This is a genomic window from Sulfuriferula multivorans (assembly GCF_003851125.1).
Lineage (GTDB): Bacteria > Pseudomonadota > Gammaproteobacteria > Burkholderiales > Sulfuriferulaceae > Sulfuriferula > Sulfuriferula multivorans.
This window is the reverse complement of the sequence record NZ_BGOW01000036.1, coordinates 105,121-131,075: the sequence shown is the minus strand read 5'-3', so window position 1 is coordinate 131,075 and position 25,955 is coordinate 105,121. Positions and strand designations below refer to the sequence as shown.

23 protein-coding genes are annotated in these 25,955 nt (G+C 58.1%); 4 read left to right on the top strand and 19 right to left on the bottom strand.

Translation table 11 applies throughout. The features are described from left to right. Positions 1-61 precede the first annotated feature (61 nt). A complete protein-coding gene (locus EI185_RS15190) occupies positions 62-1,960 on the top strand; it encodes an ATP-binding cassette domain-containing protein (protein WP_124705990.1) in 1,899 nt (632 codons plus the stop codon). Between the two features lie 36 nt (positions 1,961-1,996). On the opposite strand, the gene EI185_RS15185 is transcribed toward EI185_RS15190, so the two are convergent. From EI185_RS15185 to EI185_RS15150, 8 genes are all read right to left on the bottom strand, one after another. Continuing rightward, a complete protein-coding gene (locus tag EI185_RS15185; protein ID WP_124705989.1) occupies positions 1,997-2,425 on the bottom strand; it encodes a DUF2721 domain-containing protein in 429 nt (142 codons plus the stop codon). Between the two features lie 193 nt (positions 2,426-2,618). Next, positions 2,619-4,364: a GspE/PulE family protein gene (locus EI185_RS15180; RefSeq protein ID WP_189836427.1), complete on the bottom strand. Its 1,746-nt coding sequence runs from the start codon at positions 4,362-4,364 to the stop codon at positions 2,619-2,621. A 424-nt stretch (positions 4,365-4,788) separates the two neighbouring features. Next, on the bottom strand, positions 4,789-5,709 hold the full coding sequence (locus EI185_RS15175) for a DMT family transporter (RefSeq protein ID WP_124705987.1): 921 nt from the start codon (positions 5,707-5,709) through the stop codon (positions 4,789-4,791). 184 nt (positions 5,710-5,893) lie between these two features. Continuing rightward, a complete protein-coding gene (locus tag EI185_RS15170) occupies positions 5,894-7,600 on the bottom strand; it encodes a phospholipase D-like domain-containing protein (protein WP_124705986.1) in 1,707 nt (568 codons plus the stop codon). 201 nt (positions 7,601-7,801) lie between these two features. Next, complete coding sequence (locus EI185_RS15165; RefSeq protein WP_223247880.1) at positions 7,802-8,857, bottom strand: hypothetical protein; 1,056 nt, start codon at positions 8,855-8,857, stop codon at positions 7,802-7,804. A 424-nt stretch (positions 8,858-9,281) separates the two neighbouring features. Next, on the bottom strand, positions 9,282-11,927 hold the full coding sequence (locus EI185_RS15160; RefSeq protein WP_124705985.1) for an EAL domain-containing protein: 2,646 nt from the start codon (positions 11,925-11,927) through the stop codon (positions 9,282-9,284). After that, complete coding sequence (locus EI185_RS15155; RefSeq protein WP_124705984.1) at positions 11,924-12,340, bottom strand: response regulator; 417 nt, start codon at positions 12,338-12,340, stop codon at positions 11,924-11,926. Before EI185_RS15155 ends, EI185_RS15160 begins: the two co-directional genes overlap by 4 nt. 2 nt (positions 12,341-12,342) lie before the next feature. After that, positions 12,343-13,806 carry a sensor histidine kinase gene (locus EI185_RS15150; protein ID WP_262982405.1) on the bottom strand — a complete coding sequence of 488 codons (1,464 nt, stop codon included), beginning with the start codon at positions 13,804-13,806 and terminating at the stop codon, positions 12,343-12,345. A gap of 368 nt (positions 13,807-14,174) precedes the next feature. On the opposite strand from EI185_RS15150, the gene EI185_RS15145 reads away from it, so the two are divergent. Then, entirely contained in the window at positions 14,175-14,609 is a 435-nt protein-coding gene (locus EI185_RS15145) for a DsrE family protein (protein ID WP_124705982.1), read from the top strand. 456 nt (positions 14,610-15,065) lie between these two features. Here the strand turns inward: EI185_RS15145 and bcsS are convergent, their stop codons facing one another. Further along, positions 15,066-15,755, bottom strand: coding sequence for a cellulose biosynthesis protein BcsS (bcsS, locus tag EI185_RS15140; protein ID WP_189836426.1), 690 nt, complete (start codon positions 15,753-15,755; stop codon positions 15,066-15,068). Next, positions 15,752-17,983 (bottom strand): glycosyltransferase, encoded by a 2,232-nt coding sequence (locus tag EI185_RS15135; protein WP_124705980.1) that lies wholly within the window; start codon positions 17,981-17,983, stop codon positions 15,752-15,754. Before EI185_RS15135 ends, bcsS begins: the two co-directional genes overlap by 4 nt. Positions 17,984-18,268: 285 nt before the next feature. Between EI185_RS15135 and EI185_RS15130 the strand changes: the two genes are divergently transcribed. Then, a complete protein-coding gene (locus tag EI185_RS15130) occupies positions 18,269-18,448 on the top strand; it encodes a hypothetical protein (RefSeq protein WP_124705979.1) in 180 nt (59 codons plus the stop codon). Positions 18,449-18,502: 54 nt separating this feature from the next. On the opposite strand, the gene EI185_RS15125 is transcribed toward EI185_RS15130, so the two are convergent. From EI185_RS15125 to trxB, 9 genes are all read right to left on the bottom strand, one after another. Next, the gene (locus EI185_RS15125) at positions 18,503-19,111 is read right to left on the bottom strand and encodes a BON domain-containing protein (RefSeq protein ID WP_223247879.1); all 609 of its coding nucleotides are present in this window, start codon (positions 19,109-19,111) and stop codon (positions 18,503-18,505) included. Between the two features lie 615 nt (positions 19,112-19,726). Then, positions 19,727-20,077 (bottom strand): hypothetical protein, encoded by a 351-nt coding sequence (locus EI185_RS15120; protein WP_124705978.1) that lies wholly within the window; start codon positions 20,075-20,077, stop codon positions 19,727-19,729. Positions 20,078-20,154: 77 nt separating this feature from the next. Next, a complete protein-coding gene (locus tag EI185_RS15115; protein WP_124705977.1) occupies positions 20,155-20,634 on the bottom strand; it encodes a DUF8453 domain-containing protein in 480 nt (159 codons plus the stop codon). 39 nt (positions 20,635-20,673) lie between these two features. Beyond that, complete coding sequence (locus EI185_RS15110; RefSeq protein ID WP_223247878.1) at positions 20,674-20,943, bottom strand: barstar family protein; 270 nt, start codon at positions 20,941-20,943, stop codon at positions 20,674-20,676. Continuing rightward, complete coding sequence (locus EI185_RS15105) at positions 20,940-21,389, bottom strand: ribonuclease domain-containing protein (protein ID WP_124705975.1); 450 nt, start codon at positions 21,387-21,389, stop codon at positions 20,940-20,942. The genes EI185_RS15110 and EI185_RS15105 overlap by 4 nt, the downstream gene beginning before the upstream one ends. Next, positions 21,386-22,786, bottom strand: coding sequence for a PhoH family protein (locus tag EI185_RS15100; protein ID WP_124705974.1), 1,401 nt, complete (start codon positions 22,784-22,786; stop codon positions 21,386-21,388). Before EI185_RS15100 ends, EI185_RS15105 begins: the two co-directional genes overlap by 4 nt. 12 nt (positions 22,787-22,798) lie before the next feature. Further along, positions 22,799-23,248, bottom strand: coding sequence for a peroxiredoxin (locus EI185_RS15095; RefSeq protein ID WP_124705973.1), 450 nt, complete (start codon positions 23,246-23,248; stop codon positions 22,799-22,801). A 21-nt stretch (positions 23,249-23,269) separates the two neighbouring features. Further along, positions 23,270-23,815, bottom strand: a complete 546-nt coding sequence (locus tag EI185_RS15090) for a Smr/MutS family protein (protein WP_124705972.1) — start codon at positions 23,813-23,815, stop codon at positions 23,270-23,272. Positions 23,816-23,822: 7 nt separating this feature from the next. Beyond that, positions 23,823-24,779, bottom strand: a complete 957-nt coding sequence (trxB, locus tag EI185_RS15085; protein WP_124705971.1) for a thioredoxin-disulfide reductase — start codon at positions 24,777-24,779, stop codon at positions 23,823-23,825. A gap of 111 nt (positions 24,780-24,890) precedes the next feature. On the opposite strand from trxB, the gene EI185_RS18250 reads away from it, so the two are divergent. Next, positions 24,891-25,955: DNA translocase FtsK (locus tag EI185_RS18250; RefSeq protein ID WP_223247877.1), on the top strand; the 1,065-nt coding region annotated here is incomplete at its 3' end.

Here is a 25,955-nt window from a genome sequence, read left to right as displayed (position 1 = left end):
GTAATGACGCCCCGCCCTCCACCCCGTACAATGCCGCCTTTGCTTTGTTGCCTGAAAAATCGTGATCAGCCTGCGTCAACTCACTCTCGCCCGCGCCGCCAAAGTCCTGATCGAAGACGCCAGCGTGCAAATCCACCCCGGCCAGAAAATCGGCCTGACCGGCGCCAACGGCTCGGGCAAATCCAGCCTGTTCGCGCTGTTGCTGGGAGAGTTGCATGCAGAAGTGGGCGACCTGTTCATGCCGCCCGGCTGGATGATCGCACACGTAGCGCAGGAGACCCCGGCGCTGGATCAGGCAGCGCTGGAATTTGCGCTCGATGGCGATGCGGTATTGCGCCAGGTGGAGCGCGATCTGGCCGCCGCCAGCGCTGCAGATGACGGCCATCGGGTCGGCGAGTTGCATGGGCGCTTGAGCGAGATCGACGGTTATGGGGCGCGCGCCCGCGCCGCCGAGTTGCTGCACGGCCTGGGCTTTACCGACGCGGACTTCGCCAAGCCGGTGGCGGCGTTTTCCGGCGGCTGGCGCGTGCGCCTGAATCTGGCGCAGGCACTGATGAGCCGCTCCGACCTGCTATTGCTGGACGAGCCCACCAACCACCTCGATCTGGACGCGGTGATCTGGCTGGAAGGCTGGCTCAAGAGCTACCCCGGCACGCTGTTGCTGATCTCGCACGACCGCGATTTTCTAGACGCGGTGGTCACCCATATCATCCATATCGAAAACCGCGTGCTCAAGCTCTACACCGGCGGCTATTCGGATTTCGAGCGCCAGCGCGCCGCCCAGCTGGCAGTGCAGCAATCCCTGTTTGAAAAACAGCAACGCGAACGCGCGCATCTGGAAAGTTTTGTCGAGCGTTTCCGCGCCAAGGCCACCAAGGCGCGCCAGGCGCAAAGTCGCATCAAGGCGCTGGCGCGGATGGAAGACGTGACCGCCGCGCACGTTGATTCGCCGTTCACCTTTCGCTTCCGCGAGCCGGCCAGCGCACCCGATCCGCTGCTGGATTTGCGCGAAGCAAGCGTGGGTTATGGCACGCAGCCGATCTTGTCCAACATCGAACTCACCTTGCGCCCGGGCGAACGCATCGGCCTGCTGGGTCGCAACGGCGCGGGCAAATCCACCCTCATCAAACTGCTGGCGGGGGAGATCAAGCCGCTGACCGGCACGCGCAGCGAGGGCAAGGGGCTGGCCATCGGCTACTTCGCCCAGCACCAGCTGGAGCAGTTGCGCCCGGATGAATCACCGCTGCAGCACATGCTGCGCCTGGCTCCGCAAACGCGCGAGCAGGAATTGCGCGATTTTCTCGGCGGCTTCGATTTTCGCGGCGACATGGCGCAAGCGCCGTGCGGACCCTTCTCCGGCGGCGAGAAATCGCGTCTGGCGCTGGCGCTGCTGATCTGGCAGCGCCCCAACCTGCTGCTGCTCGACGAGCCCACCAACCACCTCGACATGGAAATGCGCCACGCGCTCAATCTCGCCTTGCAGGAATTCGATGGCGGCGTGGTGCTGGTGTCGCACGACCGCTCCCTGCTGCGCGCCACCTGCGACCGTTTCCTGCTGGTGGCGGACGGCGGCGCACCCGCTTTCGACGGCGACCTCGACGACTATCGCGACTGGCTCAACCAGCAGCGCATCCAACAATCCGCCGCCAATGCCAGCCCGGAAAAAGCCGTGCGCCGCGAGCAGCGCGCCGCCACGCAGGCCGACCGCCAGGCGGTGCTGGCCAAACGCCGCCCGCTGGTGAAAGAACTGGAACAACTGGAAAAGAAACTGGCCGGCTGGCAAAGCGAAAAAGCACAGCTGGACCAGCGTCTGGCCGATACGGAATTATACGAAGCCAGCCAGCGCGCGCTGCTGCATGGTCTGCTCAAGCGCCAGGGCGAACTAACGCAAACCATCGAGGCAGGCGAAGAACGCTGGCTGGAACTTCACGCAGCGCTGGAGCAACTGCCCAGCCTGTAGCCAGGCGTCAGCCCATTCCATCCGGAATCCGCGCAGCTATTTTCCGTACTTCTCTATGAGTCCCGTCGCCAGAAATATCTCGCGCAGAAAACACAATAAACCGGAAATCAGCGCCAGCATCGCCAGAATAAACAGCACTGAGATCGTGCTGGATGGGTCAAGACTCATCACCGATCCGACAAACAGCGCCGCAATCACGATACAGATGAGCAGAGCCGACAGGGTGCAGAGACTGATTGCCCAATGTATCCAGCGCGCCCGGCTCAATAGCATCGTCATTTCCTGTTCATGCACGATCCGCTCTTCGTCTTTAGTATTGTTCAACGTCCGAAAGCGGTCAACGATACGCGCAAGCCGGCTGGTCAGCACAGACAACATGGCACCGATGCCGGTCAACAGAAAAACCGGCCCGACTGACAGCTGAATCACATGGGCGACGGTGGTGATACTAGCGGCGGTTGGCATGGGAATAGGTCATGTTGAAATCGTCAAAAATAAATACTGAAGCCTCGAGACAATCAGTCTTCACGCTCAACGTTACCAAAACCAGCATGAAATAGACAGGGGCACATCCCTTGCCAGGAAGTTCCGCTCTCCAGTGCATTGATCATGCGACCCGGGGTTGCGCAGCGGCATAGCCAGCGCGCGCCGCCCCCGGTTACTGTACGGCCCGGTATATTTCCGCCAACGAGGTAACACGCTGTCGCGCCTGGTCGATGGCATTGGCCCTGAGCGACGCCATCCCGCTCTGCAGCGCAGTCTTGCGCAATTCGGTGCTCGCGATGCCGGGTACGCACTGTTCCCGCAGCGCCTCGTCCATCACCAGTAATTCGTACACTGCCAGCCGCCCGTGGTATCCGGTATGGTTGCAATGTTCGCAGCCGCGCCCGCGATAAAATTTCTCATCCGCCGCCACTCCCAGCTGCTCACGCACATGAAGGTCTATGGTTTCCTCCTCGATGCAATGAGGACAATTGCGGCGCACCAGACGCTGCGCCAGCACGCCGATTACCGACGATTTCAGCAGGTAGGGCTCCACACCCATTTCCATCAAGCGCGTGATCGCGCCCGGTGCATCGTTGGTGTGCAGCGTAGACAGCACCAAATGCCCGGTCAGCGCGCTTTCCACCGCGATTTTGCAGGTTTCCTGGTCGCGTATCTCGCCGATCATGATGACATCGGGGTCGTGCCGCAGGATATGCCGCAACGCCTGCGGAAAGCCGAAATGGATTGCCGGCAGGATTTGAATTTGGCGCATGCGCTCGAACTCGTATTCCACCGGATCTTCCACCGTGACAATGTTGAGATTGCTCCGCGCCACCTCGCGCAATGCGGCGTAGAGCGTCGTGGTTTTGCCCGAGCCGGTGGGGCCGGTCACCAACAGGATGCCGTAGCTGCGGTTGATAAGGTCGGTGAAGCGAACCTTGTCGTGCGCGCTAAAGCCGATATCGTCGAGGGCGCGCAACCCTTCTCCCTTGTTGAGAATGCGGATTACCACGCTTTCCCCGTGCTGGCAGGGGATGATGGAAATGCGCAAGTCGATGATATTGCCGCCATCCAGCATGCGCGCGCGCCCATCCTGAGGAAGGCGGTGCTCCGCGATGTTGAGCTGGGACAGGATTTTGATACGGCTGACAATCGCCGGCAGCAGGCCTTTTTGTAGCTCGCGCTTGTGCATCAGCACACCATCGACACGGTACAGCAACTCCACTTGCTCGCTGCCGGGACGGATATGAATATCCGAGGCGCGGTGATGAATCGCATCCAGCAAGATGCTGCTCACCAGCTTCACGATCGGCGTTTCGTTCGCCAGCCGCTCCGCCTTGCGCCAAACTTCCTTGTCGTCTTCGTGATAAAAGTCGCTCAATTGCAGCTGTTCGAGCTCCCGCTCCTGTTCCTGGAAATCGTAGTGCTGACTGATGGCCTGTTTAATGTCCACCTTGTGCGCAAATACCGGTTCGATATTGCGCTGAGATACGAACTGGAGCGTATGGATCGCTTCCAGATCGAGCAGGTTTTCCATTGCCACCACCAGATGCTCCTGGTGCAACATCAGCGGAATCACCTGATAAGTACGCGCCAGTTCCGCCGATACGCAGGCAAGTGCTTCGGGTTCGATGTCGAAATCTTCCAGATTCACAACCGGCGCGCCGAGCGAGTGGGCAATGGCAAGATGGATACTATCCTGGGAAGCGATCCCCATTTCCGCCAATATCGTACCCAGCTTTTTCTGCGGAAACTGCCGCTGAAAGTCCAGAGCGCTAGCCAATTGTTCCGGGGTGATCACCTCGGCTTCGAGCAAGCGGCGGCCCAGCTTCAGGTAAGGAGCGGTCCGTTGCGTTTCCAGAGCCAGCCCGAGATCGTCGGTACTGCAAATTGGCTGATTCTCTTGCTTTGCCTTCATAGGTAGCTCCAACATGGCATTTCCCATCATCGAACAGAATTGAAAAAAAGGGGGCTGAGCCGGATGTATTGATATGGATGCCATGCCTACCAGCAACTTTCATACCGGGCGCCACAAGCAGCTCCGCTGCAAGGTTGGTTGTCGCACCCAGGCGCCAATAGATAGATTTTCGACTTCATCGGTGATTTTTTGACGCAAACCGGCCCGCCCACGCAAGCAGCCGGAACCGGTACCAGGCGCGCTCGTTATCTGGAGAAAATCGTCATGGATTATCGCCTTCGATTTGCAAAAGATCGCGCGATGCTCGTCACCGGTGTTGCATGAAGGCTCACATCTTGTGAGGGCAAGCTTTGAGCAACGGCTGTAATACTAGGGGCGGTATGCATGAAGCGCGAAGGGCGGCATCCTTATGATGGGGCTTTTTTCAGCGCTTTTCGCGCGACCAATCATTCGCACCATCTCGTCCTTGACGAAGAATCATGGCAATCCCGCCCAACACCAGCATGCCTCCCGGAATGAACAGGGGCGACAGTCTTTCGCCGAGTATCAGGAAAGCGAATATCCCCGCGAACAACGGAATGAACAGTGAAATCGTTGCCGTCACCACCGCAGGCAGGCGCTTTGACGCAACCGCGAAACCGATTGTCGGGATCGCCGTTGAAAGCACGCCGAGGCCGAGGAACACCAGCACGGATGTGCCATTCAGCGTATCCAGCCCGGCAGGCCCCGGCGCCAGACCCACCATGAGCACCAGGATGGCGCTCCCTGAAGCGAATGTCAGCAAAGACACGCCGATGATATCCGGCGCGCAGCCGCGTTCGGCCAGAATCCGGTATCGGTAAGCATATAGCGCAGTCAATCCCGCCGCACCCAGTGCCAGCACGTTTCCAATCAGGTGACGAAGCGGCGCCGCGCCGGCGAAGGATATTCCTGGAACCAGAACCAGGCTTATTCCGGCAACGGCCAGCACCGCGCCGGCGATTTCAGCACGGCCCGGAATGTCGCCGCGCACACGGCGAAAAGCCGGCACGAAAAGTGGCGGTGTGCTCAGCAACAGCGCGACCTCTGCCACCGGCGCCATTTGAAAAGCTGCCGTTGCCAGCAGGTAATAGCCTGCCAGGAGCAGCGCCAGCACATAGGCGGCGGGATGCCGCAGTGCCGACCGAAAACTCCGGCGGCTGCTGCGCAACAGCCCAAGAACGGGAACAACCACGAGCAGCGCGATCAGGAGGCGGCCCGCGGTGACCGTCAACGCCGGCAGGGAAGGCAGCAGCCGCACGAAAATTCCGGTGAGGCCCCACATCAGGGAAGTCACCCCGGCGGCCAGCAAGGCGTTTCTGTTCATGATTGATGGCACGTCCGGAATGCCGGCGGAGTCTATTTGAAAAACCGAATTCTAAACCACGGAGCGCACGGAGGAAGACAATCGTGGGGCAGTTATGGCATTAGCTGACAGGTCAATACAGGCGAGTTTGTTTTTACTCCGTGTGCTCCGTGGCCGCCGCAGCTAAAGCATTTAGCCTTTGGCATCAGCTCCAGTAACCGATTTCCAGCGCCTTGGATTTCAGCTCGTCCTTCAGCCACTGGTCGTCGTCGTCCAGGTAGCTCCAGGGTATCTTGCCCTGTGCCAGCATTTCGCGGATGTACGAGCGGTAACGATAGTGCTGATACACCGACATGACATAGGCGGCATAGGCGCGGGCGAGCTTTTTCTGGCCGCGCACGATCACCAGATTTTCGTCGTTTTTTTCACTCGCTGGGGCGGAGAAATTGTGGCTTCCCGTCACGACCACCGGATTATCCGACAGAGGATCGATCACCAGCACCTTGGAATGCACAATCGCGTGGCCGACCTGGGACAGGAAATTCTTGCGGGTGACTTCTGCCAGCCATGGGCCGAGCGCGGTATCGACCCCTTGCGGCTGCACAATGGTATAGCGGTCGGGGGCGAATTTCCTGTCGCTGCTCAACAGCCGGACGTCCAGTACACTCTTGTCGCTGTCGCCCGTCTCGTTACCCAGCGTGCTGACCACGCCGCGCACGTACATGTTCGTCTCGTTGGCGCGCTGGCCGATGAGGGTGTGCAGCCCCTGTTTCCCCGGCGAGAACATGAGGAACAGAATTGAATCTTTGGCCGAGGAGATAAGTTCGCGCAGCGCATCCATGTCGCGGCCGTCGGAGGTACGCGTGAACCAGACCGTTGTCTGCGCCTTGCCGACCGAGAGTGTGTGGGGCGTGTCGTTGGCATCGACCAGCGCTGCGGGAAACCCGGCCGGATCGAGTTCGGGAGGGGACGCGGCCTGCAGCCTGTCCCATTGCTGGCGATACAGTTTGGCAACACCTTTGTGCTCGATGAGCAGCGCATTGTTGATCTGCGTACACAGGCCGGTCGTGCTCCAGTTGGTGCTCCCGGTCCACACTGCCCTGGGCCCTTTCGCGTCCGACAGCACCGCAAACTTGTTGTGGCCCAGCCCTTTGGACTTGAGCAACCGGTTGATGGTGGGAATCTCGCCATCGTTCAGGTGTTGGCGCGCCGCCCGGTTGCCATCGCCGGATTTGTCCGAACCATTGGCGAGGATCAGATGCAGGTGCGACTTGAGCGCGATCATTGCATCTTCGAGTTGCGTGTCCCCAAGCTCGTACAACGCAGCGTGGAGCTGGGTATCGCCGTCTTTTGCATGGCTTAGAATATCGAGAAGCCTGGCACCCAGATCGCCGGCAAGGAACGCGCGGAATTTCGGATCGACACTTTTCTTGAGCTGGGCCTTGAACGCCGCCGGCGTCAGTTTCTTGTCCTTCAGATAACGCGCGACAAATTGCGACAGCACCAGACCGCGGTTGAAGTAACACGAAAACCCGCCGCCCGCGTCCGGGGTGAGTGTTGCCCAGGGCGTCCAGTTGCTCGCGACGCCTTTTTTGTAAGGGCGGCCGCTGCCATCGTCGATCATCGCGGTCACCCGGTAGCGCACTTCGTTACCCACATTGACCGCATGATCCGTCCAGTTGAAGCGCTGAAACGGCCACTTGCTCGAGGGTTCATGATCGCCCGATTTGGGCTTGTCTTTTTTGAATCCCAGGCGGTTTTCGACCTGCACCACTTTTTCGCCTGCCCGGGTCTTGCTCGCCCGCTCCAGCAGGAAGCCGCGGCACCCTGGAATAAATGCGCTGGGCGCCCATGCAACGAACGCATCGTCGCTGTTGGTATAGACAGAAACCTTGATGTTTACGGCCATCATCTTCTCCTCGGTAAACAGAGCGTATCCAACAGCCGCGTAGGCTGGCTACGCAGCATGGAAGCCCTCAGCGTACATCCAATCGAAACGGATTGAAATCAGACGAGTCCGCTCAATACACGCCCTGGCACAGCCAGGTATATGCAAAGGGCAGCGCCTTGCGTCCGCGTAAAGCGGCTGCAAGGCGATGTTCAAGATGAATATCTAGTTGCCGGGAACAATAACCGGATCGAAGTGGAATACGTTCTTGCTGGATGGATCTACCGTCACTTTTACCCAGTGCACGTTAGGGCTGCCGAAGGTCTCAACGCGGGTGAAGTTCTTCAACATATTGGCCTGACTGAACAGCGGCTTGTCGATTTTGAAGAAATGCGTATCGCCATGCACCAGCACCACCTGTCCGTCGAAAGCCTGGGTATCGGCGGCCAGCGCATTCAGGAACGCGGTGTAGCCGTTATAGCCTGGCAGCAATCGTTCATTCACGGTTTCCGTCTCCGGCAGATCGAAGCCCGGATCGGCTTGCATGACGACCATCACCCCGGCCGCATGACGCTGCTTTGCGATCTGGAACGATTCATTCAGCCACGCAATGTTGTGTGCGTTGCGATCGGCGTATTCGGCGTTATCGGCATCGCAGTCGGCCTGGGTACGGACGCTTTTCGAGCTCAGGCAATCACCGTCGTTGACCTTGTTATTGTTGCTACCGGGAATATTCAGCCCCACGAATACCACGCCTTTATGCAACCAGCGAGTGTTTTCACTATAGGGCGTGGTAACGCTACCCTGGTGCTCCAATGCCATCTTGTGTTGTCCGAAACTCTGTTCCACATTGAACAGCGTGCGGCGGATGAAGTCGAGCCGTTCCAGTGCGTTATAACCGCCATTATTCACGCGGTGGCAATCGGTCCATTCATTGTCGCCGGGAACATAAACGGTCGGCGCCTTGATCTGGTTGAAGCGCTCGATCGCCTGCGCACCGATCAGCTCATCGGTACAAATCGACCCCCCGTCCTTCGTGTCGCCATCAAAGATGGTGAATGCGAGATGCTCTGAATTCATGCTGTGAATCAAAGCCGGTATCTTCGGATCATCACCATTCTTGGCATACGGCATGTCGCCCCATAGCGCGAATTCGAAACGGCCATCGTGGCGATCGTGCTCGCCGCTGTCCGCGTCCGCCGCAGCCATGTTTGCAGCGAGCAGCACCCCCGCGCAAACACCAATATTCAACATGCGTAATAAGTTTTTTCCAGACATCATGATGACCTCCCCGTCAGTATCGAAAAATCGGTAAGTTTAGGCACACGGCACATATCGATCAGAAGACCGGACGCGTTCCGCCAGTTACCCTATTCCTCCGAAGTGACAGGGGGATGACATGAATGCCGCACAGGCGAACAGTATTGTGATGTGAGCTTCTGATGTGGGAAGTGCAGGCCGAATGATCCTGTTGGGTCGCTTCGACTGAGGGGCATGCAGAAATTCAGGGCTGTACGGTTTGAGTTACGCAGCAGTTTTCGGCTGTACAGGTTGCCAGAGTGTTTGCGCAGCCCTCGCCGTCTTCTTCTGCCGGAGATGCAGACGACGATTTTTCCGATGAGTATTTGATTTCAATCCGCGATCAAAAAAAACACTGCGGTGGCAGCGTCTTGTTGCCCCGTTTGACTGTGAAGCGGAGGAATTATTATTGGGGGGAGGAAAGTTCTTGTTCCTTCCCCAATTCTGCCAATGGCCGCGGTCTGCAGATGACGTAGCCCTGGACATGGTCCACGCCAATCTCCTGCAGGGCGCCCAGGCTGGCCGGGCTTTCCGTCCATCCGGCCACGGTCCTGGCCGACATTTCGTGCGCCACCTGGTTGATGGCATCCACCAGCGCTTGCGCAATGCGATCCTGCGCAATGTCCTTAACGAAATAGCCGTCGATCTTGAGGTAATCCATCTGCAGCACGTTCAGGCTGGCGATGGAAAACATGGCGCTGCCAAAATTGTCGAGCGTGGTCCGGCAGCCCAGATTTCTTATCTCGTGGAAGAAATGGGCAGCCTGGGTCAGATTGGCAATGGCCGTTGCCTCCGCAATTTCAAAACCCAGCATGTTCCCCGGAACCTGATTCAGGATCAGTTGCTCCCGGATGAAGTCCAGCATGGCATGGTCGGCCAGCGAAGCGCCGCTCAGGTTGATCGAATAGATGGCGGCCCGCTGCTCGCTTTCCGGAGGCTGCGCGGCCAGCCAGGAAATGACCCTGCGCACTACCCAGCGGTCGATGGCAGGCATCAGGTTATAGCGTTCGGCGGCGGCCAGGAATGCCTCCGGCGCGATCACCCGGCCGTCTGGCTCCAGCATGCGCAGCAGAATTTCGTAATGGACGCGCTCCCCGGCATGGGGGACAAGTTCAGCAATCGGCTGACAGAACAGCCCGAACCGGTCTTCTTCCAGTGCCTGGGTGATGCGCGCCACCCATTGCATTTCGCTGTTGCGTTGGGCCAGCTCGGCCTCATCGATCTGGTAAACATAGACGCGGTTGCGCCCCTTTCCTTTTGCGGTGTAGCAAGCCGCATCGGCAGCGCGCAGCACGGCGGACAGGCTCTCGCTCGCGGCCGTGACCGGAACCACACCAATGCTGGCCCCGATACTGTGAACTTTGCCTTCCCACACGAACTTGAACTGCTGCACGGCTTGCAGCAACTCTTCGGCAATGCGCATTGCCTGCTCGGGATGGCAGTGCTCCAGCAGCAGGCCGAATTCGTCGCCGCCGAGGCGGGCGAGTGTATCCCGGCTGCGCATCTGATCCAGCAGCAGGGCGCTCAGCTGGCGCAACAACTGGTCGCCTGCGGCGTGGCCGCAGGTATCGTTGATCACCTTGAAACGGTCCAGATCGAGATAGCACAGGGCGTGCTCGGCGCCATCCGCACGTGCATTGGCCAGGGCGCGTTCCAGACGCTGTTCGAAGTCGCGCCGGTTGATGAGACCGGTAAGCGCGTCGTGGGTTGCCTGGTAGGATAGCTGCTGGGCCAGCTTGCGTTCCTGGGTAACATTGTGGAACACCATCACGACGCCGGTGGTTTTCCCGTGCCGGTCGTGGATGGGCGAGGCCGTATCGGCGACGGCGAGTTCGCTGCCGTCGCGGCGTAGCAGAATGCTGTGGTTGGCCAGGCCGATGGCGTGGCCTTCGCGCAGGCAGCGGTCCACCGGACTTTCCACCGGTTCCCGGCTGGTTTCGTTGATGATGTTGAACACTTGCTGCAGCGGCTGGCCTTGCGCTTCTGTGGAGCTCCAGCCGGTAAACTGTGCCGCAACCGGATTCAGATATTCGACCCTGCCGGCGGCATCGGTGGTGATGACGGCATCGCCGATGGATTCGAGGGTGACCTGGGCGCGTTCTTTTTCCTGAAACAGCGCCTCTTCCGCCCTTCTGAGCTCGATGACATCCTTGCGCAAGTGCTCATTCGCCTTGGTAAGCGCGTTGGTGCGCTTTGCCACGAGTTCCTCAAGACGGTAGCGATGTTCCCTGAGTTCCTTCTCCACCCGCTTGCTTTCACTGATGTCCACCAGAATGCCTTGCAGAAACAGCGGATTCCCCGCTTCGTCACGCACCACACTGGCTTCGTCGCGAAACCATACGATGGCTCCATTGCGGGCAAGCAGGCGGTATTCGCAGCGCAGCGGCTTGCCGGTAGCGCGTACGCGGTCGAATTCCTCCACTGCCCGTATTTGGTCATCGGGATGCACATGGCTGCGCAGAGCGCCGACTTCAGCGATCCATTCCTCCGGTAAATAGCCCAGTGCCTCGAGCTGCGGGCTCACGTAGAGCAGCTTGCCGGATACATCCAGCGCGGCAGTGTAGGTGATAGCGGGAATCTGCTCTACCAGGGAACGGTACTTCGCTTCGGCCTGGGCCAGTTTGTTCTCGGCGTGCTGCTTCTCCAGCAGCATCCGCCGCTCGCGCAGCACGCGCTGGATGACGGCGGGCAGCAACTCCAGGTATTGACGGTTCACATCCTTGACCAGATAGTCCTGCGCACCGCGTTTCATGGCTTCGACTGCCACCGACGCGTTGTCGGCGCCGGTCAGCATCATCACCGGCACCGGAATTTCACCCAGGTCGTTTCGCAGTTCGGCCAGAAACTCCAGGCCGTTCATGTCGGGCAGATGGAAGTCGAGCAGCACGCAGTCCGGTTTCTGACCGTGGGCGAGCCGCAACCCCTCCCCGCCCGTTTCGGCCTCGGCGATAACGAATTCGAAGTCCGCGTCCCGTGCGAGCGCACGGCGGCAGGCCATGCGGTCCACCGCATCGTCTTCGACCACGAGCACGCGGATCTGCGGTTTGCTCATTGCGGGATCTCGCTGATGGTCCAATAGGCGTTGATGGTGCGCATGACTTCCACGAACTGCTGGTAGGCCACTGGCTTGGCCATGTAGCCGGCGACCCCCAGGTTGAAACTCGCCACCTTGTCCTGCTGCTCCTGCGAGGTGGTCAGTACTACCACCGGGATGGCCTTCAACGTATCGTCATGCTTGTCTACCTGCAGGAACTCGATGCCGCCCATGACCGGCATGTTGAGATCGAGCAGAATCAGGCAGGGTTTTTCATTGTTCGGGTCGCGCAGGTAGGCCAGCGCCTCCTCGCCGTTTTCCCGGAGCACCAAGGGGTTGGTGACATGCAGATCCTTCAGCGCGCGCTTCACCGTCATGGCGTCCACTTCGTCGTCTTCCACCAGCAGGATGGGTTGATTGGCGAATCTCATGATTAAGTTTTTCCTTTGTTTGAACGAATGCCTGTTTTAGTTCGCGGGAGGGTGAAGAAAAAGGTGCTGCCTTCGCCCATGCTGGATTCGACCCAGACCCGGCCGCCGTACATCTCCACGATCTTCTTGACCAGAGAAAGGCCGACGCCGGTGCTTTCCACCTTGTCGCGCGGGGTGAGCGTCTGGAATAATTGAAAGATACGCTCAAAATGCCGCTCTTCAATCCCCGGACCGTTGTCGGCCACGCTGAACTTCCATTCGCTGCCCTCGGCGGCGCAGCCGACGCGGATTTTGCCGTCGGGTTTGTCCAGGTATTTGATGGCATTGGAAAGCAGGTTCTGGAATACCTGCTGGATGCGGGTTGGTTCAATCACGATGGTGGGTAGCGGGTTTTCGATGGTCACCGCGATGTTCGGCGAGGGCGCGAGCAGATCGATCACTTCGTGCACCAGCCTGTCGAGATCCACCGGCAGGGCGGTTTCCTTGACCCGGCCCACACGCGAGTACAGCAAGATGCCGTCAATCAGGCTGTCCATGCGACGCACGCGGCTGACCAGAAGGCGCATATGCTCCTTGCCCTCGGCGTCGAACTTGTCGGCGTAATCGGCGGAAAGCCAGTCCGCCAGCGAACCGATGGCGCGCAGCGGCGCCTTGAGATCGTGGGAGACGACATAGGCGAAGTTTTTGAGCTCTTCGTTGGCACTTTCCAGTTCATGTACCAGGAGCGCCCGTTGCTCTTCTGCGCGCTTGCGCTCGCTGATGTCACGCACGGTTCCGGCGAACATGCGGCGCTCGCCCAGGCGCGTTTCGCCCACCGCCAGATCCATCGGAAAGGTCGTGCCGTCTTTGCGCAGCCCCACCACCTCGCGGCCGATGCCAATGATTTTTTTCTCGCCGGTCTGCAGGTAGTGGGCGAGGTAACCGTCGTGCGCTTCGCGGTAGGGAGAGGGCATCAGCATGGAAACATTGTTGCCGGCCACCTTGGCTTCGCTGTAGCCGAACATGCGCTCGGCGGCGGGATTAAAACGTTCGATGATGCCGTGTTCATCGATGGTGACAATGCCGTCCACAGCAGTGTCGAAGATTGCCCGCATGCGTGCGTCGCTCTCGCGCAGTGCCTCTTCGGCCTGCCTGCGGCGCGTGATGTCGTGAATCGTCGCCATCACCAGCAGCCCCTGCTCGGTCTTGAGCGGGGAAAGGCTCACGTCCACCGGGAACTCGCTGCCGTCCTGGCGCTGGCCGAGAAGATCCATTCCCGTGCCCATGCCGCGCGCGCGCGGCTGGGTGAAATAACCCATACGCTGGGAGCCATGCGCCTGGCGGAAGCGTTCCGGCAGCAGGATTTCCATCGGCTTTCCGATCAGTTCCTGGCGCGGATAGCCGAACAGCCGCTCGACCGGAGGGTTGGCGAGGATGATCAGTCCTTCCCGGTCGGTGATGATCATTGCATCGGTGGCGGATTCCAAAAGCCACTCGAGGCTTTTGCCTTCTAGAAGATGTCCTGTCACGGGCTGTTGGATTTTTATAATAATCAGTATTGAAAAAACTATAACACAGCACACCCGGAACTAAACAAGCATCTGCTAAAGCCGGTGGCTTAAACCCTGGATGGCCGCTTACGAAACTTCGGTCGCCACCCCTTGTCTCAGTTTGTAGTTAGCCGGACTAAGCGCCGGAAATTTTTCTGCGGCAGGAAGTTCGGACATCCACAGCCCCTCAACGAGACTTTATACCTCCCGATCTGGCAATAGTTCACTGCACGAGGTAAACATGATCAAGAAATCGTTCCACAGAAAAAAGCCAGCGTCCATCATGCGCTGCCAGATCGGATGACATGATGACGCAACCGACGCTGCACGTGGACATCCCCATCACGCTGAAACAGGCCAATGCGGTGTTCAACATGGACCACCTTGCCTTTGCTGGCGACACGCCGGTCGGCATCCATTACATGCATCTGCTCGCCGAGCGCTACGTGAAGGATGGGACCAAGGGCAAGATCATCGGCATCTTTCACGGCGACGCCGCCTACATGGCCCTCAACGACAAGGCCTACAACGCCTATCGTCACGTCAACACCGGCAACCCCTACAAGGGCACTATCGCCGAGTTGCTGAAACAGGGCGTTCAGATGGAGGAATGCGCCGTGTCGATGAAGGCGCACCACTGGGTAAACGATGACCTGTTGCCAGGCGTGAAGGTGAACGCAGGTGCCGTGGCACGCCTGATCGAGTTGGTGCAGCAAGGCTACGTTCAGATTCAGCCCTGATCGTTTGCAGGGCCCGCTTGACCGCTTAGAGGAAGGCACCTCAAAGGGACGACGCAGTTGGTCGCCCTTACGTCGCCTTCCATCCTTCGTGCCAATGTTTACTTACCGGGGCAGCCCGGCGAACCATGTTCAAGCGATACTCGTCGCATAGCCGCGCTAATTAGCTATGGCATGTGTTAATGCAAGACGTGAGCCCGATGATTTCCCGATGTTCCGGTGTTTTCCGCACTGCCGTTTGAAAATTTGAAGTGCAGCCGTCTACCGCTGCGCGACAGGCGGGTTGTTCAGAGCATCGCTAAGAGAAACGTTTTTCGGAGGTAGGATCAGCAGGCCACCGGCCCCGGGGTCAGGGTATTGATGCGCATGTTGGGGTAACGCATTTCCCATTCCTGCGTCCATATCTGCATCAGTGACTGTGGCTCCACGCCGGCTTTGGACACACTGTGCCTCCAGCAGTCAAAAAGCCCGCCCGAATTCAATACCGAAATAGGCTCTTGCTGCTTCGCCAGATGTGTGGCGGACGCCCATCTTTATCGCCGTGTCGATGGATTGAGCAAGGCGCAGGTTTGCGAGAACCAGTCCGAACTGGCGCGCGTTGTAGTTCGGGTCGCCTTGCAGGAGCAACTCCGGGCCGATATGCATGCCGTTACCGAACGGGGTGAGTAGACGAAGTCTTGCCCAGTATGCCTTTTGGCCGAGGATATAGCTCAGGTTTCCATTCGCGGACCAATTGGCGGCAATGGGGGCCTGCATCTCAGCCTGCACCTTGAGCCTCACCGACTCTCCTCGGGCTCGGCTGTTGGGGTCATCCGGGCTGAGCCGGGTATCCCTGCAGACAGCACCAAGGTAGGTTCCCCACCACCGGTCTCGCTCCGCTCCCTGAAAACCCAAGGCCGCCTCGGCACCCCAGCCCTCGGCTTTGACTGTTTGTCCCGCACTGGCGTAACGATATTCGACATGATCGATCCAGTACCGCTGAACCAGACCATTCCCCATTGGACCGGGGCCGACGGGAGCAAGTATGCCGGCATAGAGATAGGAATTTGCTCCGTCAGTCTCCATTCCACCGAGAGTGATGCCCTCCGCAGCGCTGGCGCTCACCATCGCTCCCGCCAGCAAGGTGCCGAGTAGTAGTCGCATCATCATGCAGCGGAAGAGGGTTGCACTCTTGGCGCTGTCACGAAATTTTCTTTGCATTTTGTCTCTGCCTCACACAACTCGGTCTGGTAATAGAAAATAGGTGCTACCGGACTTTGAATTTGTCTCACACCAGTAACTTTCAGATGATATCGACGCTGCTCCGTCCGGGTAAAGGAACGCAGAAACACAACCGCGCCGGTGGCAAGTGGGGTGAAGGTTATCATGGCCCGTTCGGACTGATTGTCCAGCGGGGTAGAAACCAATCCAAGCCGGCCTGTCTCCTCTCCATCCACGTCGTACAACATGGTATTCCAGTGGGCTGGAGACGGAATGCGATGGCGCCCATCCTCACTGAATCGGCTGAATGCCCACTCTAGCGGGGTTAGTACGCGCTCGGACAACTGCAGAAGATGCCACTGCAAGTCCGAACCATACAGAAAAAGATCCAGCCGGTCCCGCTCATGGGGATTTTTCCACTCGAAATGGCAGCTTACCGACGGTGCGCGGGATTCGTTTCCCTTGTCGGTTTTAATGGAGACGACTCGTCCCTGAAAAGGAAGCATTCCTGCTGGCAGGGCGAGCACGCCTTGCACGGGAGAACCCGGTTCCAGATTCCGCGGAAACGCGCCATAGAAGGAGCAGCCGCTCGATGAAATATTGTCCACCGTCGCATAAAGGGTAAGCCTGTCCTTGATCGTTACCTTTGCCGGAAGGGGAATCGGAAACCGATACTCCGAACGAGTATAGGAAACCCGGCGCAGCGAGAACCACACCACAGAGAGGGCCAGCGCAAGATTGATACCTGCCCAAATGATATTGGCCGCCAAGCCGGTAAGGGGAAGATGTGCAGCATAGACGAACAAAAATATGCCGACAGGAACAGCCAATCCATTCAAAAGGATGACGGCAATCTGAGGTAAAACAAATGTGGCCGTCTGGCCCGCCTGACTAAGGTCTTTGGACGTCACCCGGAATTTCAGGTGGCGCTGGAACAAGCCCAGGGTTGACCATGCAAATGCCGCAAAACGGCCCATATTGTATTGCTCAATGTAAATGGAACGGCCGAAACCTCTGCCCACTTCTTCAAAGGCCCAGAATGTCAATAGATAGTAAGGGATGAAGTGCAACAGGAATTCCGCGCCGAACGCGCTGATCGGCATCACGCCCGTGACCAGCACGATTACGGGAGCAATATAGAACAAGCCTTTTTGCCAACCGTCGAAGTAAGTCAACATCGAAGCGAAGTAATTGAGCCGCTGAGCCAATGTCAGCCCTGATCCCGTCAGAACCCGTTCTTGGCGCCAGACCTGCATCGCACCCTGCCCCCAGCGTATCCGCTGCTGCAGGAAAGGCACCACCGATGACGGGGCGATGCCAAACGCCAGGGGCTCGGCATGATAGACAGACTTGAAACCCTGCTTATGGAGACGAATGGAGGTATGCAAATCCTCGGTTACCGTTCCGGTGGCGAAGCCGCCGATTTTCTCCAGAGCGCTGCGACGCAGGGTCGCGCAACTCCCGCAAAAGAACGCGGCGTTCCAGTAGTCTTTGCCCCGCTGGATCACCCTGAAAAACAGCGACTGCTCGGTCCAGACGGTGTGTTTCCTGGTTTGCTGGCGGTGCTGATAGGAATCCAGATTGAAGAAATCCTGGGGCGTCTGCACAAATGCCACAGCAGGATCATTAAAATAGCCCAAAGTATGGGTCAGGAAATTTTGTTGTGGGGCATGGTCTGCATCAAATACCGCGATAAATTCTGCCGAACTGTTTGCGAGCGCGTGGTTTAAATTTCCTGCCTTTGCATCAGTATTCCGCTCCCGCGCCAGATAACGGACCCCGAGATCCTCCGCCAGGCTGGCCATCTCAGGACGGTTGCCATCATCCAGCAACCAGGTCTCGTGGGGGTAATCCATATGAATGGTGGCCAACAGTGTGCGCCTGACCAATTGCACCGGTTCGTTGAAAGTGGGAATGAAAACATCTACGCTGAGCCCTCGCGACGCCGGGGGTGCAATGCGTACCGTCAGTCGCCAGGTCATGAACAAATGCAGGAGTGTCGTTACAAATCCATATAACTCAGCCGCATAGAGTAACCAGGAGAAGAACTTGGCCTGCGGATTTATGGTTCCGAGCCGCCATGTGAGATACCAAACAGTAACGAAGAGAAATACCGCGACAAGAACTGCACGATAGGACTCAAGAGATTGGAAGCTTGGTGTGCGTTGTTTATTCATTCTGCTTGCGGACTTTTAAGTTAAATGCTCACCCTGCATGTCCGCAAGATTTGTGCCGCAGCAAATTTTCAAATTTTATATTTATTATTCATTGAGTTGCACAAAATTGAAGGAAGGAGATTCTCTCGCAAAATCGCCAAGTCTGGCGGGTTTTCAACTGTCGTCACTTCAGGCGCCGGTATCCGCCGAAGTCGCAGGATTTCGTCTTGAGTTATCCCTTGTGTACGCTTTTAGACCGGGCACAGGGGTAACACTTGTGACGTAAACCTTGGTCAGGAGAAAACCATGCCTTGGAACGAAACGAGTGCGGCTGATTTACGCCGTGAATTTGTCACGCTGGCTCGGTGTGAGGATGTCAATGCAAGACCTGAGCCCGAATTTTGTGAAAATTTTGCCGAATTTTTCTATCCGATTTCTTCGAATAAGCGGCCAGGAATTCTTCGAGAATCTCTGGCCGCCGATTGAGGTAAATGGCGACCCTTAATCCAGGCTGCCAATTGCAACGGAGGGTGTAGCGGCTTATTTACCCGCGACTTTGAGCTCCGAGGTATCCACACTCTTCACGCCATCCACCTTTTCCGCAATGGACTTGACGTGTTCGACCGCAGCCTCGTTTGCCAAAGTGCCTTTGAGAACCACCACCCCGTGACTCGTTTTCACGCTTACATCGAAGCCTTTAGTCAAACTGTTGGCAAGTATCTCGGATTTCACCTTGGTGGTAATCCAGCTGTCCGAAACGACTCGCTTCGTCTTGCGCACGGCATTGCTGCTGTCTGGTGTTTTCAGGGCATTGTCGACACTTTTCACGCCTTCAACCGACTTTGCCTTTTCTTCTGCCAAAGCCTTGGCATCCGAATTACTTGCCGACCCATTCAGTGTCACCACGCCATTGGTGGTAGTGACATCAATTTCAGACTTCTTAAGGCCACTCTCACCCATCAACTTGGCTTTCACTTTCGCGGTAATGACCGTATCGGATATGGCTGCGCCCATGCCGTCGCTGTGGGCTTGCGGCATCGGCTTATCGCTGGCAATTGCGTTTACCGTACCGGCGCCAACCATGCCTGCAATACTCGCGGCCAACAAGGTCTTGCAAAATGCGTTTCTACAAATCAGGGTCATATTCATATCAGCTCTCCCTTTTGTCGTTCATGCGACTTACGTTGCGAGTTATTCGCAGGGCTAGTTTGCCCAAGTGGTTAAAGTTTATCTGTGCGCTATGACACATATACTGATTGCCGATATAACAGTCCAGTTGCGATGAAAGCAACTCGAAAGGGCGACGTTGCGGCCGTATCCCTTTTTGCGAGCGGCGGAAAAAGGGAACAAAAAAACCACGCGCAGCGCGCGTGACTCAAGTTTTTTGAAGTTCCCCTTCTGCGCCGCTTCGGCTGAGCCGCTCAGGCGGGAGGGGTAGGCGAGCACTGTTTGAGCTCCGCAGCAGCTTGCGGTTTGTGCAAGCTGTCAGGGCGAGTTGCGCAGCCCCCGTCTGACCGGTTCAGACGAAGGTATCCCGAAGGGGCGGCGCAGTGGGGTGGCCTTCTTTTGGGTTACCTTTTCTTGGCCACACAAGAAAAGGTGACTAGCCGCCGGGCTACCCCCGGCAAACCATGTTCAAGCGATACACGTCGCATAAACGCGTCAATTCGCTAATTGCTATGTGTTAATGCAAGACTTCGTGACCTTCGGATCTTCGAATTTGCGGTGTTCATCTGACCAAAATTCCCAAATTCCTTCCCAGATTTATAGACATTTGAAGATCAAGTCTCCATAACCCCAGATTACGGTTCCAATAGCTACCATACTATGGGCAAATCCACGCAGGTGGCGTTCCTTGTCTGACAGATTGGACGCTTCAGCTAGTTGAAGCATGGTGATTGGGGAACCCGGCGTGTAGGTGTTGCGAAGATATGCACCTATGCCAAGTTGGTATTCGAGAATTGCGCCGGATAGGGCAAGCAACGCGCCGGACCTCGAAAATAGACTGAGCTGCTGCACGACCGTCCTGTAGTCAGCAATGAAGCACAGAATGGATAAAAGGATTGCGGCAATTGCCACAAATAATGCTGTTCTGATGTAGGGCCGTTTTTGCATGGGGTTGTATAACAACGTCTGAATTCACCGACCTGCGTGGCTTTTCGCACATGTCTGGTGTAATGATGTGTTGGGCCTCATAGGGAAATTTGACATTCTTGTTCCTGTGATTCACCTGCACTATTCTTCCAAGACATCTTTCCGGTAAGCGGAAAATTTGTATCAAGGTTGGCGGCGATAAGCATGGAAACGCTTTCGTCAGGTCGAAGCACTTTGATTGGGAATAGGGAGTTGAACACGTCATAAATCAGCGGATTATGTTCACCCGCTTTAACTAGCAGTTCGAACTCGACATCTTGCGCCGGCGCTGGGCCGCGGTTTTCGAAGACCAAGAGCTGCCTTTGGCCCTCTTCAGCAAAGGTGACGCGCAAATCTGCATGTTGTCTTTCTTTCAGTTCATTGACTAAGACAATGTGTTGAAGGTTTGCCAGGTCGGACTGCACCTTCTGTAAAGCAATTTGTTGCTCGGCTGTTCGGTGGGTACGGTAAAGCGACACGAACGAGATGATGGCGGCAAGAGTTGCTATTAGAACGGACAGAAGTTCGAAATTAGACATGGTTAACGAGGGCTACACAGTGAGAAGCTTAACTGCTCATTACCCCCGCAGCTCCAACCTAAAATCCTCCCGCTCCGCCACCACATCCGCCAGTATCTCCAGCAACCGCCAGTAATCCTCCCCCAGCGCATCGCGCGTAACCCCCGGCTTTTCCCAGATCAGTTCAAACGGGCCTTCCACGTCGTCGGTCAGCACATCCCACAGCGCGTCGAGATTGCGCCCGAAGTGCTCGGGAAAGGCGAAATCCTTCGTGATCTGATCGTAGAAGTTTTTCATGCTGGTGATGCTTTGCAGGTGGCAGGTTTTCATTGGCAGGCGGGGATCTCGGTAAAGGTGCGGTAGTGGTCAACGGTGACGAAGCGACGGCCTTCGCGCGAGAAGATCAGGCGCTTGGCGCCGCGATGGCCGCCGTTGTAGTCGAGGTCGGCTTCGCGCCATTGGCCGTAGGGTAACTGGCGTTCGCGGTTGCCGAAATGGTCGCCGCCTATGCTTTTGCCATTCAACGCAGGCGCCTCCCACAGGTCGTGGCCGCGCTGCCAGCCGGCGGATTGCGCCTCGCGCTTAGTGACGAATTTATCCGGCAGGCGCGTATTGCGATCGGCGTTGAGGGTTTGCAGGGCCTGTGTCAGCTCGGCCTCGTCAATGTGCGGGCGCGACTGCTGGTTAAACGCATGCACGACGTCGCGGCAACTGGCCGCCTGGACCGAAGGCGCGAACGCCAGCAAGCCAAGTAATGCCAGCAGTGCGCGCGTCATAGCACCTCACCCGCCCAGTCGGCCAGACGCGAACGCTCGCCGCGCGCCAGGGTGATGTGCCCGCCATGCGGCCAGCCCTTGAAACGGTCGACCACGTAGGTCAGGCCGGAGCTGCCTTCGGTGAGGTAAGGCGTGTCGATCTGCGAGATGTTGCCCAGGCACACCACCTTGGTACCGGGACCGGCGCGCGTGATGAGGGTTTTCATCTGCTTGGGGGTGAGGTTCTGTGCCTCGTCGATGATCAGGTATTTGTTGAGGAAGGTGCGCCCGCGCATGAAGTTCAGCGACTTGACCTTGATGCGGCTGCGGATCAGGTCCTGGGTGGCGGCGCGCCCCCAGTCGCCGGCGCTGTCATCAGTCTTGTTGAGCACATCGAGGTTATCTTCCAGCGCACCCATCCACGGCGTCATTTTTTCTTCTTCGGTACCGGGCAGGAAGCCGATATCCTCGCCCACCGGCACGGTCACGCGGGTCATGATGATTTCCGAATAGCGCTTGTGCTCCAGCGTCTGCATCAGCCCGGCGGCCAGTGTGAGCAGGGTTTTACCAGTGCCGGCCTGGCCCAGCAGGGTGACGAAATCGACCTCCGGATCCATCAGCACATTGAGCGCGAAATTCTGTTCGCGGTTACGCGCGGTAATGCCCCACACGTTGTTTTTCTGGTGGCTGTAGTCCTTGATGGTCTGAAACTCGGCGACATTGCCATCAACGGACCGGACAATGGCATAGAGCGGATTGCTGCCCTCCTGATAGACGAATTCGTTGACCAACAGATGGCTGACCAGCGGCCCCTTGACGCGATACCAGGTGTGGCCGTCGGCCTGCCAGGATTCGATCCCCTTGCCGTGCTTGTCCCAGAAATCTTCCGGCAGTTCGCGCACCCCGGCATAGAGCAGGTCGGTGTCTTCGAGTACCTTGTCGTTGAAGTAGTCCTCCGCAGGCAAACCCAGCGCGCGCGCCTTGATGCGCATGTTGATGTCTTTCGACACCAGGATGACCGGGCGCTTGGGCTGCTCCTCGCGCAGGCTCAGGATCACGCCGAGAATCTGGTTGTCCACCTTGCTGTTGGGCAGGCTGAGCGGGGTGTCGATGCGCGAAATTTTGGTCTGCAGGAACAGCCGGCCGGTGGCCGCCTTGCGGCTCTTGCTGCTCAACGGAATTCCGGCTTCGATCGAATCTTCGCAACCGGATACGATTTCGTCCAGAAAGCGGCTGGCCTGACGCGCATTGCGCGCCACTTCGGTCATGCCTTTCTTGTTGTGATCAAGTTCCTCCAGCGTGCCCATCGGCAAAAAGATGTCGTGCTCTTCAAAACGGAACAAGCTGGTGGGGTCGTGCATCAGCACGTTGGTATCAAGAACAAACAGCTTGGTGAGCGCAGCGGTTTTGCGGGGCATTCAGATTTTCTCCTAGAGGGTTTTAACAGTGTCCAGCACTTCCTGCGCGTGGCCGGCGAATTTCACGCTACGCCATTCCTTGACCAGCTTGCCGTCGGCGTCAAACACGAACGTACTGCGATCGACACCGCGGACTTCCTTGCCGTACATGTTCTTCAGCTTCATCACGCCGAACAGTTCGCACACTTTTTCGTCTGTGTCGGACAAAAGCTCAAACGGCAGGCTCAGCTTGGTCTTGAATTTTTCGTGGGATTTCAGATCGTCGCGCGATATGCCCACGATCTCGCAATGGTGCGCCTGAAATTCGGCATACAAATCGCGGAAGTCGGAGCCCTCCACGGTGCAGCCCGGGGTATCGTCCTTGGGATAGAAGTACACCACCAGTTTCTTGCCGCGCGCATCCGTGAGCTTGAAGGTCCGGTTGCCGGTGGAGGGAAGTTCGAATTCGGTAATTGTTGCCATGGTGCTCCTCCAAAACGGTTTTCATGAAGACTTGAGTAACACTACCACCGCGCCACTGCCGCCGTCCACCGCGCGCGCCTGGCAAAACGCCAGGACCTCATCTTTTTGCATCAGCCAGTTTTTTACCTTGGTGCGCAATACCGGTTCGCGGTTTTTGGAACGCAGCCCCTTGCCGTGAATGATGCGCACGCAGCGCAGGCCGCGCTTGCTGCAGCCGGCGATGAATGCATTCACTTCCTGGCGGGCTTCGACGCTGACCAACCCATGCAAATCCAGCTCGGCCTGCAGCACCCAGTGCCCGCGCCGCAGCTTCTTCAGCGTGTCGCGGCGCAAGCCGGTACGCAGGAACACCAGCTCCTCGCCGGTTTCCATGGCGTCTTCCCAGGCGATGTGGTCGGACAGGCTGTCGGCGAGCGCCTGCTGTTCGTCGCGGATACGCTGGCGCGGGATGGGCGAAACGCGCGGCAGGACCGGCTCGACCTTGCCGTGCTCGGGCAACGGCCGGGCGTCCTCCACCGCCGCCTTGAACAGCGCGACGTCGTCCGCGGGAGGCACGCGCCCGGCCATGAGCTGATTACTTGCCGAGGCTTTCCAGGTAGCGGTCGGCGTCGAGCGCGGCCATGCAGCCGGTGCCGGCGCTGGTCACAGCCTGGCGATAGATGTGGTCCTGCACGTCGCCCGCAGCAAACACGCCAGGGATATTGGTGGCGGTGGCGTTGCCCTTGTTGCCGCCTTTGGTGACGATATAGCCGCCTTCCATCTCGACCTGGCCGGTGAAAATATCGGTGTTGGGCTTGTGGCCGATGGCGATAAATACCCCGGTCAGGGCGATATCCCTGGTGCTGCCGTCCACGGTGGACTTGATGCGCATGCCGGTGACGCCGGTTTTATCGCCCAGCACTTCGTCCAGCTGGCTGTTCCATTCCACGCTGACCTTGCCTTCCTTGACCTTCTCCATCAGATGATCGGCGAGTATCTTTTCCGACTTGAACTTGTCGCGGCGATGCACCACGGTAACATGGCGCGTGATGTTGGACAGGTACAGCGCTTCCTCCACGGCAGTATTGCCGCCGCCGATCACCGCCACATCCTGGTTGCGATAGAAGAAACCGTCGCAGGTCGCGCAGCCGGAGACGCCCTTGCCCATGAAAGCCTGTTCGGACTCCAGCCCCAGGTACATGGCCGACGCGCCGGTGGCGATAATCAGCGCATCGCAGGTATAGGTGCCCTGGTCGCCGATCAGCGAAATGGGCTTGTCGCTCAGCTTGGCAGTGTGGATGTGGTCGAAAATGATTTCGGTGTTGAAGCGGCGTGCGTGCTTTTCGAAACGCGCCATCAGTTCCGGCCCCTGCACGCCGTCGGGGTCGGCCGGCCAGTTGTCCACGTCGGTGGTGGTCATCAGCTGGCCGCCTTGCGCCATGCCGGTAATGACGACGGGATTCAGGTTGGCACGCGCCGCGTAAACGGCGGCGGAATAGCCTGCCGGGCCGGAGCCGAGGATGATGAGGCGATGGTGTTGGGTTGTGGTCATGCAGTACTCCGTAGCGGGATTGAAGAATGGAAAACTGAAACAGTATGGAAGATGGTCACGGACTGGACAAGGTTCAAGTTATAATTTTGCATTCCTGTAAATTATCCGACCATGTCGATTACCCGGCGCAATACTCAAAAATCCGTCCGTAAACCACTCCCGCCCAGGCTCAGCGGCCTGCTGCGCGAGATCGGCTGGCTGCTGAGTGTCGCGCTGGCAGCGTTCCTGGCGGTCATCCTGTTCACTTATTCCCAGTCCGATCCGGGCTGGTCGCATAGCGGACAAGGCGGTGTGCACAATGTGGGCGGCACTTTGGGCGCCTATCTGGCCGACATTTTGCTCTCGTTATTCGGGCTTTCCACCTGGTGGCTGGTGGCACTGGCGCTGTATGCCACCTGGTGGGGATATCGCAAGCTGGAGATTTCCGAAGCGTCCGACCGCCGCTCCCTGTATATCCGCAGCGCCGGATTTGTATTGCTGCTGCTGTCCAGCGCCGGGCTGGAATCGCAGCGCCTGTATAGCCTGCACACGGCGCTGCCGGAGCACCCGGGCGGTATTCTGGGGGCGATTGCGGGGGAAGCCGTCGTCCGGATACTGGGCTTTACCGGCGGCACGCTGGCCTTGCTGGTATTGATTGCCGCCAGTTTAAGCCTGTTTACCAATATTTCCTGGCTGACCGTCGTGGAAAAAACCGGGGAATACCTCGAACGCAGCTGGTTTTGGGCCATCGAGACCTGGACCGTGCGACGCGAACGGCGCGTGGGGCAAGCCGCCACGCTGCGCCGTGACGAGATGGTGATGGAAGAGAAACGCCGCAACGTGGACCGCGCCCCGGTGATCATCGAAACACCCCCGCCCACCATTATCAAATCGGAACGCGTGCAGGTGGAAAAGCAGGCGCCGCTGTTTGCCGAAATGCCGGATTCCCCTTTGCCGCCGCTGCATTTGCTGGATGCCGCGACGGCCCATGTGGAAAGCCTGTCGGCGGAAACCCTGGAATTCACCTCGCGCCTGATCGAACGCAAGCTGGCCGAGTTCAACGTGCAGGCGCGCGTGGTCGCCGCCCTGCCCGGCCCGGTGATCACCCGCTACGAGATCGAGCCGGCCTCCGGCGTCAAGGGCAGCCAGATCGTCAATCTCGCCAAGGATCTGGCGCGTGCGCTGTCGGTGGTGAGT

What these genes read in the sequence shown, in the direction of transcription:
- bcsS (WP_189836426.1), bottom strand. Translation starts at nt 15,755, where the DNA reads ATGATGATGCGACTACTACTCGGCACCTTGCTGGCGGGAGCGATGGTG.
- EI185_RS15130 (WP_124705979.1), top strand. Translation starts at nt 18,269, where the DNA reads ATGCCTTGGAACGAAACGAGTGCGGCTGATTTACGCCGTGAATTTGTC.
- EI185_RS15125 (WP_223247879.1), bottom strand. Translation starts at nt 19,111, where the DNA reads ATGAATATGACCCTGATTTGTAGAAACGCATTTTGCAAGACCTTGTTG.
- trxB (WP_124705971.1), bottom strand. Translation starts at nt 24,779, where the DNA reads ATGACCACAACCCAACACCATCGCCTCATCATCCTCGGCTCCGGCCCG.
- EI185_RS15135 (WP_124705980.1), bottom strand. Translation starts at nt 17,983, where the DNA reads ATGAATAAACAACGCACACCAAGCTTCCAATCTCTTGAGTCCTATCGT.
- EI185_RS15180 (WP_189836427.1), bottom strand. Translation starts at nt 4,364, where the DNA reads ATGAAGGCAAAGCAAGAGAATCAGCCAATTTGCAGTACCGACGATCTC.
- EI185_RS15090 (WP_124705972.1), bottom strand. Translation starts at nt 23,815, where the DNA reads ATGGCCGGGCGCGTGCCTCCCGCGGACGACGTCGCGCTGTTCAAGGCG.
- EI185_RS15170 (WP_124705986.1), bottom strand. Translation starts at nt 7,600, where the DNA reads ATGATGGCCGTAAACATCAAGGTTTCTGTCTATACCAACAGCGACGAT.
- EI185_RS15160 (WP_124705985.1), bottom strand. Translation starts at nt 11,927, where the DNA reads ATGAGCAAACCGCAGATCCGCGTGCTCGTGGTCGAAGACGATGCGGTG.
- EI185_RS15110 (WP_223247878.1), bottom strand. Translation starts at nt 20,943, where the DNA reads ATGAAAACCTGCCACCTGCAAAGCATCACCAGCATGAAAAACTTCTAC.
- EI185_RS15145 (WP_124705982.1), top strand. Translation starts at nt 14,175, where the DNA reads ATGATGACGCAACCGACGCTGCACGTGGACATCCCCATCACGCTGAAA.
- EI185_RS15115 (WP_124705977.1), bottom strand. Translation starts at nt 20,634, where the DNA reads ATGTCTAATTTCGAACTTCTGTCCGTTCTAATAGCAACTCTTGCCGCC.
- EI185_RS15185 (WP_124705989.1), bottom strand. Translation starts at nt 2,425, where the DNA reads ATGCCAACCGCCGCTAGTATCACCACCGTCGCCCATGTGATTCAGCTG.
- EI185_RS15100 (WP_124705974.1), bottom strand. Translation starts at nt 22,786, where the DNA reads ATGCCCCGCAAAACCGCTGCGCTCACCAAGCTGTTTGTTCTTGATACC.
- EI185_RS15175 (WP_124705987.1), bottom strand. Translation starts at nt 5,709, where the DNA reads ATGAACAGAAACGCCTTGCTGGCCGCCGGGGTGACTTCCCTGATGTGG.
- EI185_RS15165 (WP_223247880.1), bottom strand. Translation starts at nt 8,857, where the DNA reads ATGATGTCTGGAAAAAACTTATTACGCATGTTGAATATTGGTGTTTGC.
- EI185_RS15155 (WP_124705984.1), bottom strand. Translation starts at nt 12,340, where the DNA reads ATGAGATTCGCCAATCAACCCATCCTGCTGGTGGAAGACGACGAAGTG.
- EI185_RS15105 (WP_124705975.1), bottom strand. Translation starts at nt 21,389, where the DNA reads ATGACGCGCGCACTGCTGGCATTACTTGGCTTGCTGGCGTTCGCGCCT.
- EI185_RS15120 (WP_124705978.1), bottom strand. Translation starts at nt 20,077, where the DNA reads ATGCAAAAACGGCCCTACATCAGAACAGCATTATTTGTGGCAATTGCC.
- EI185_RS15095 (WP_124705973.1), bottom strand. Translation starts at nt 23,248, where the DNA reads ATGGCAACAATTACCGAATTCGAACTTCCCTCCACCGGCAACCGGACC.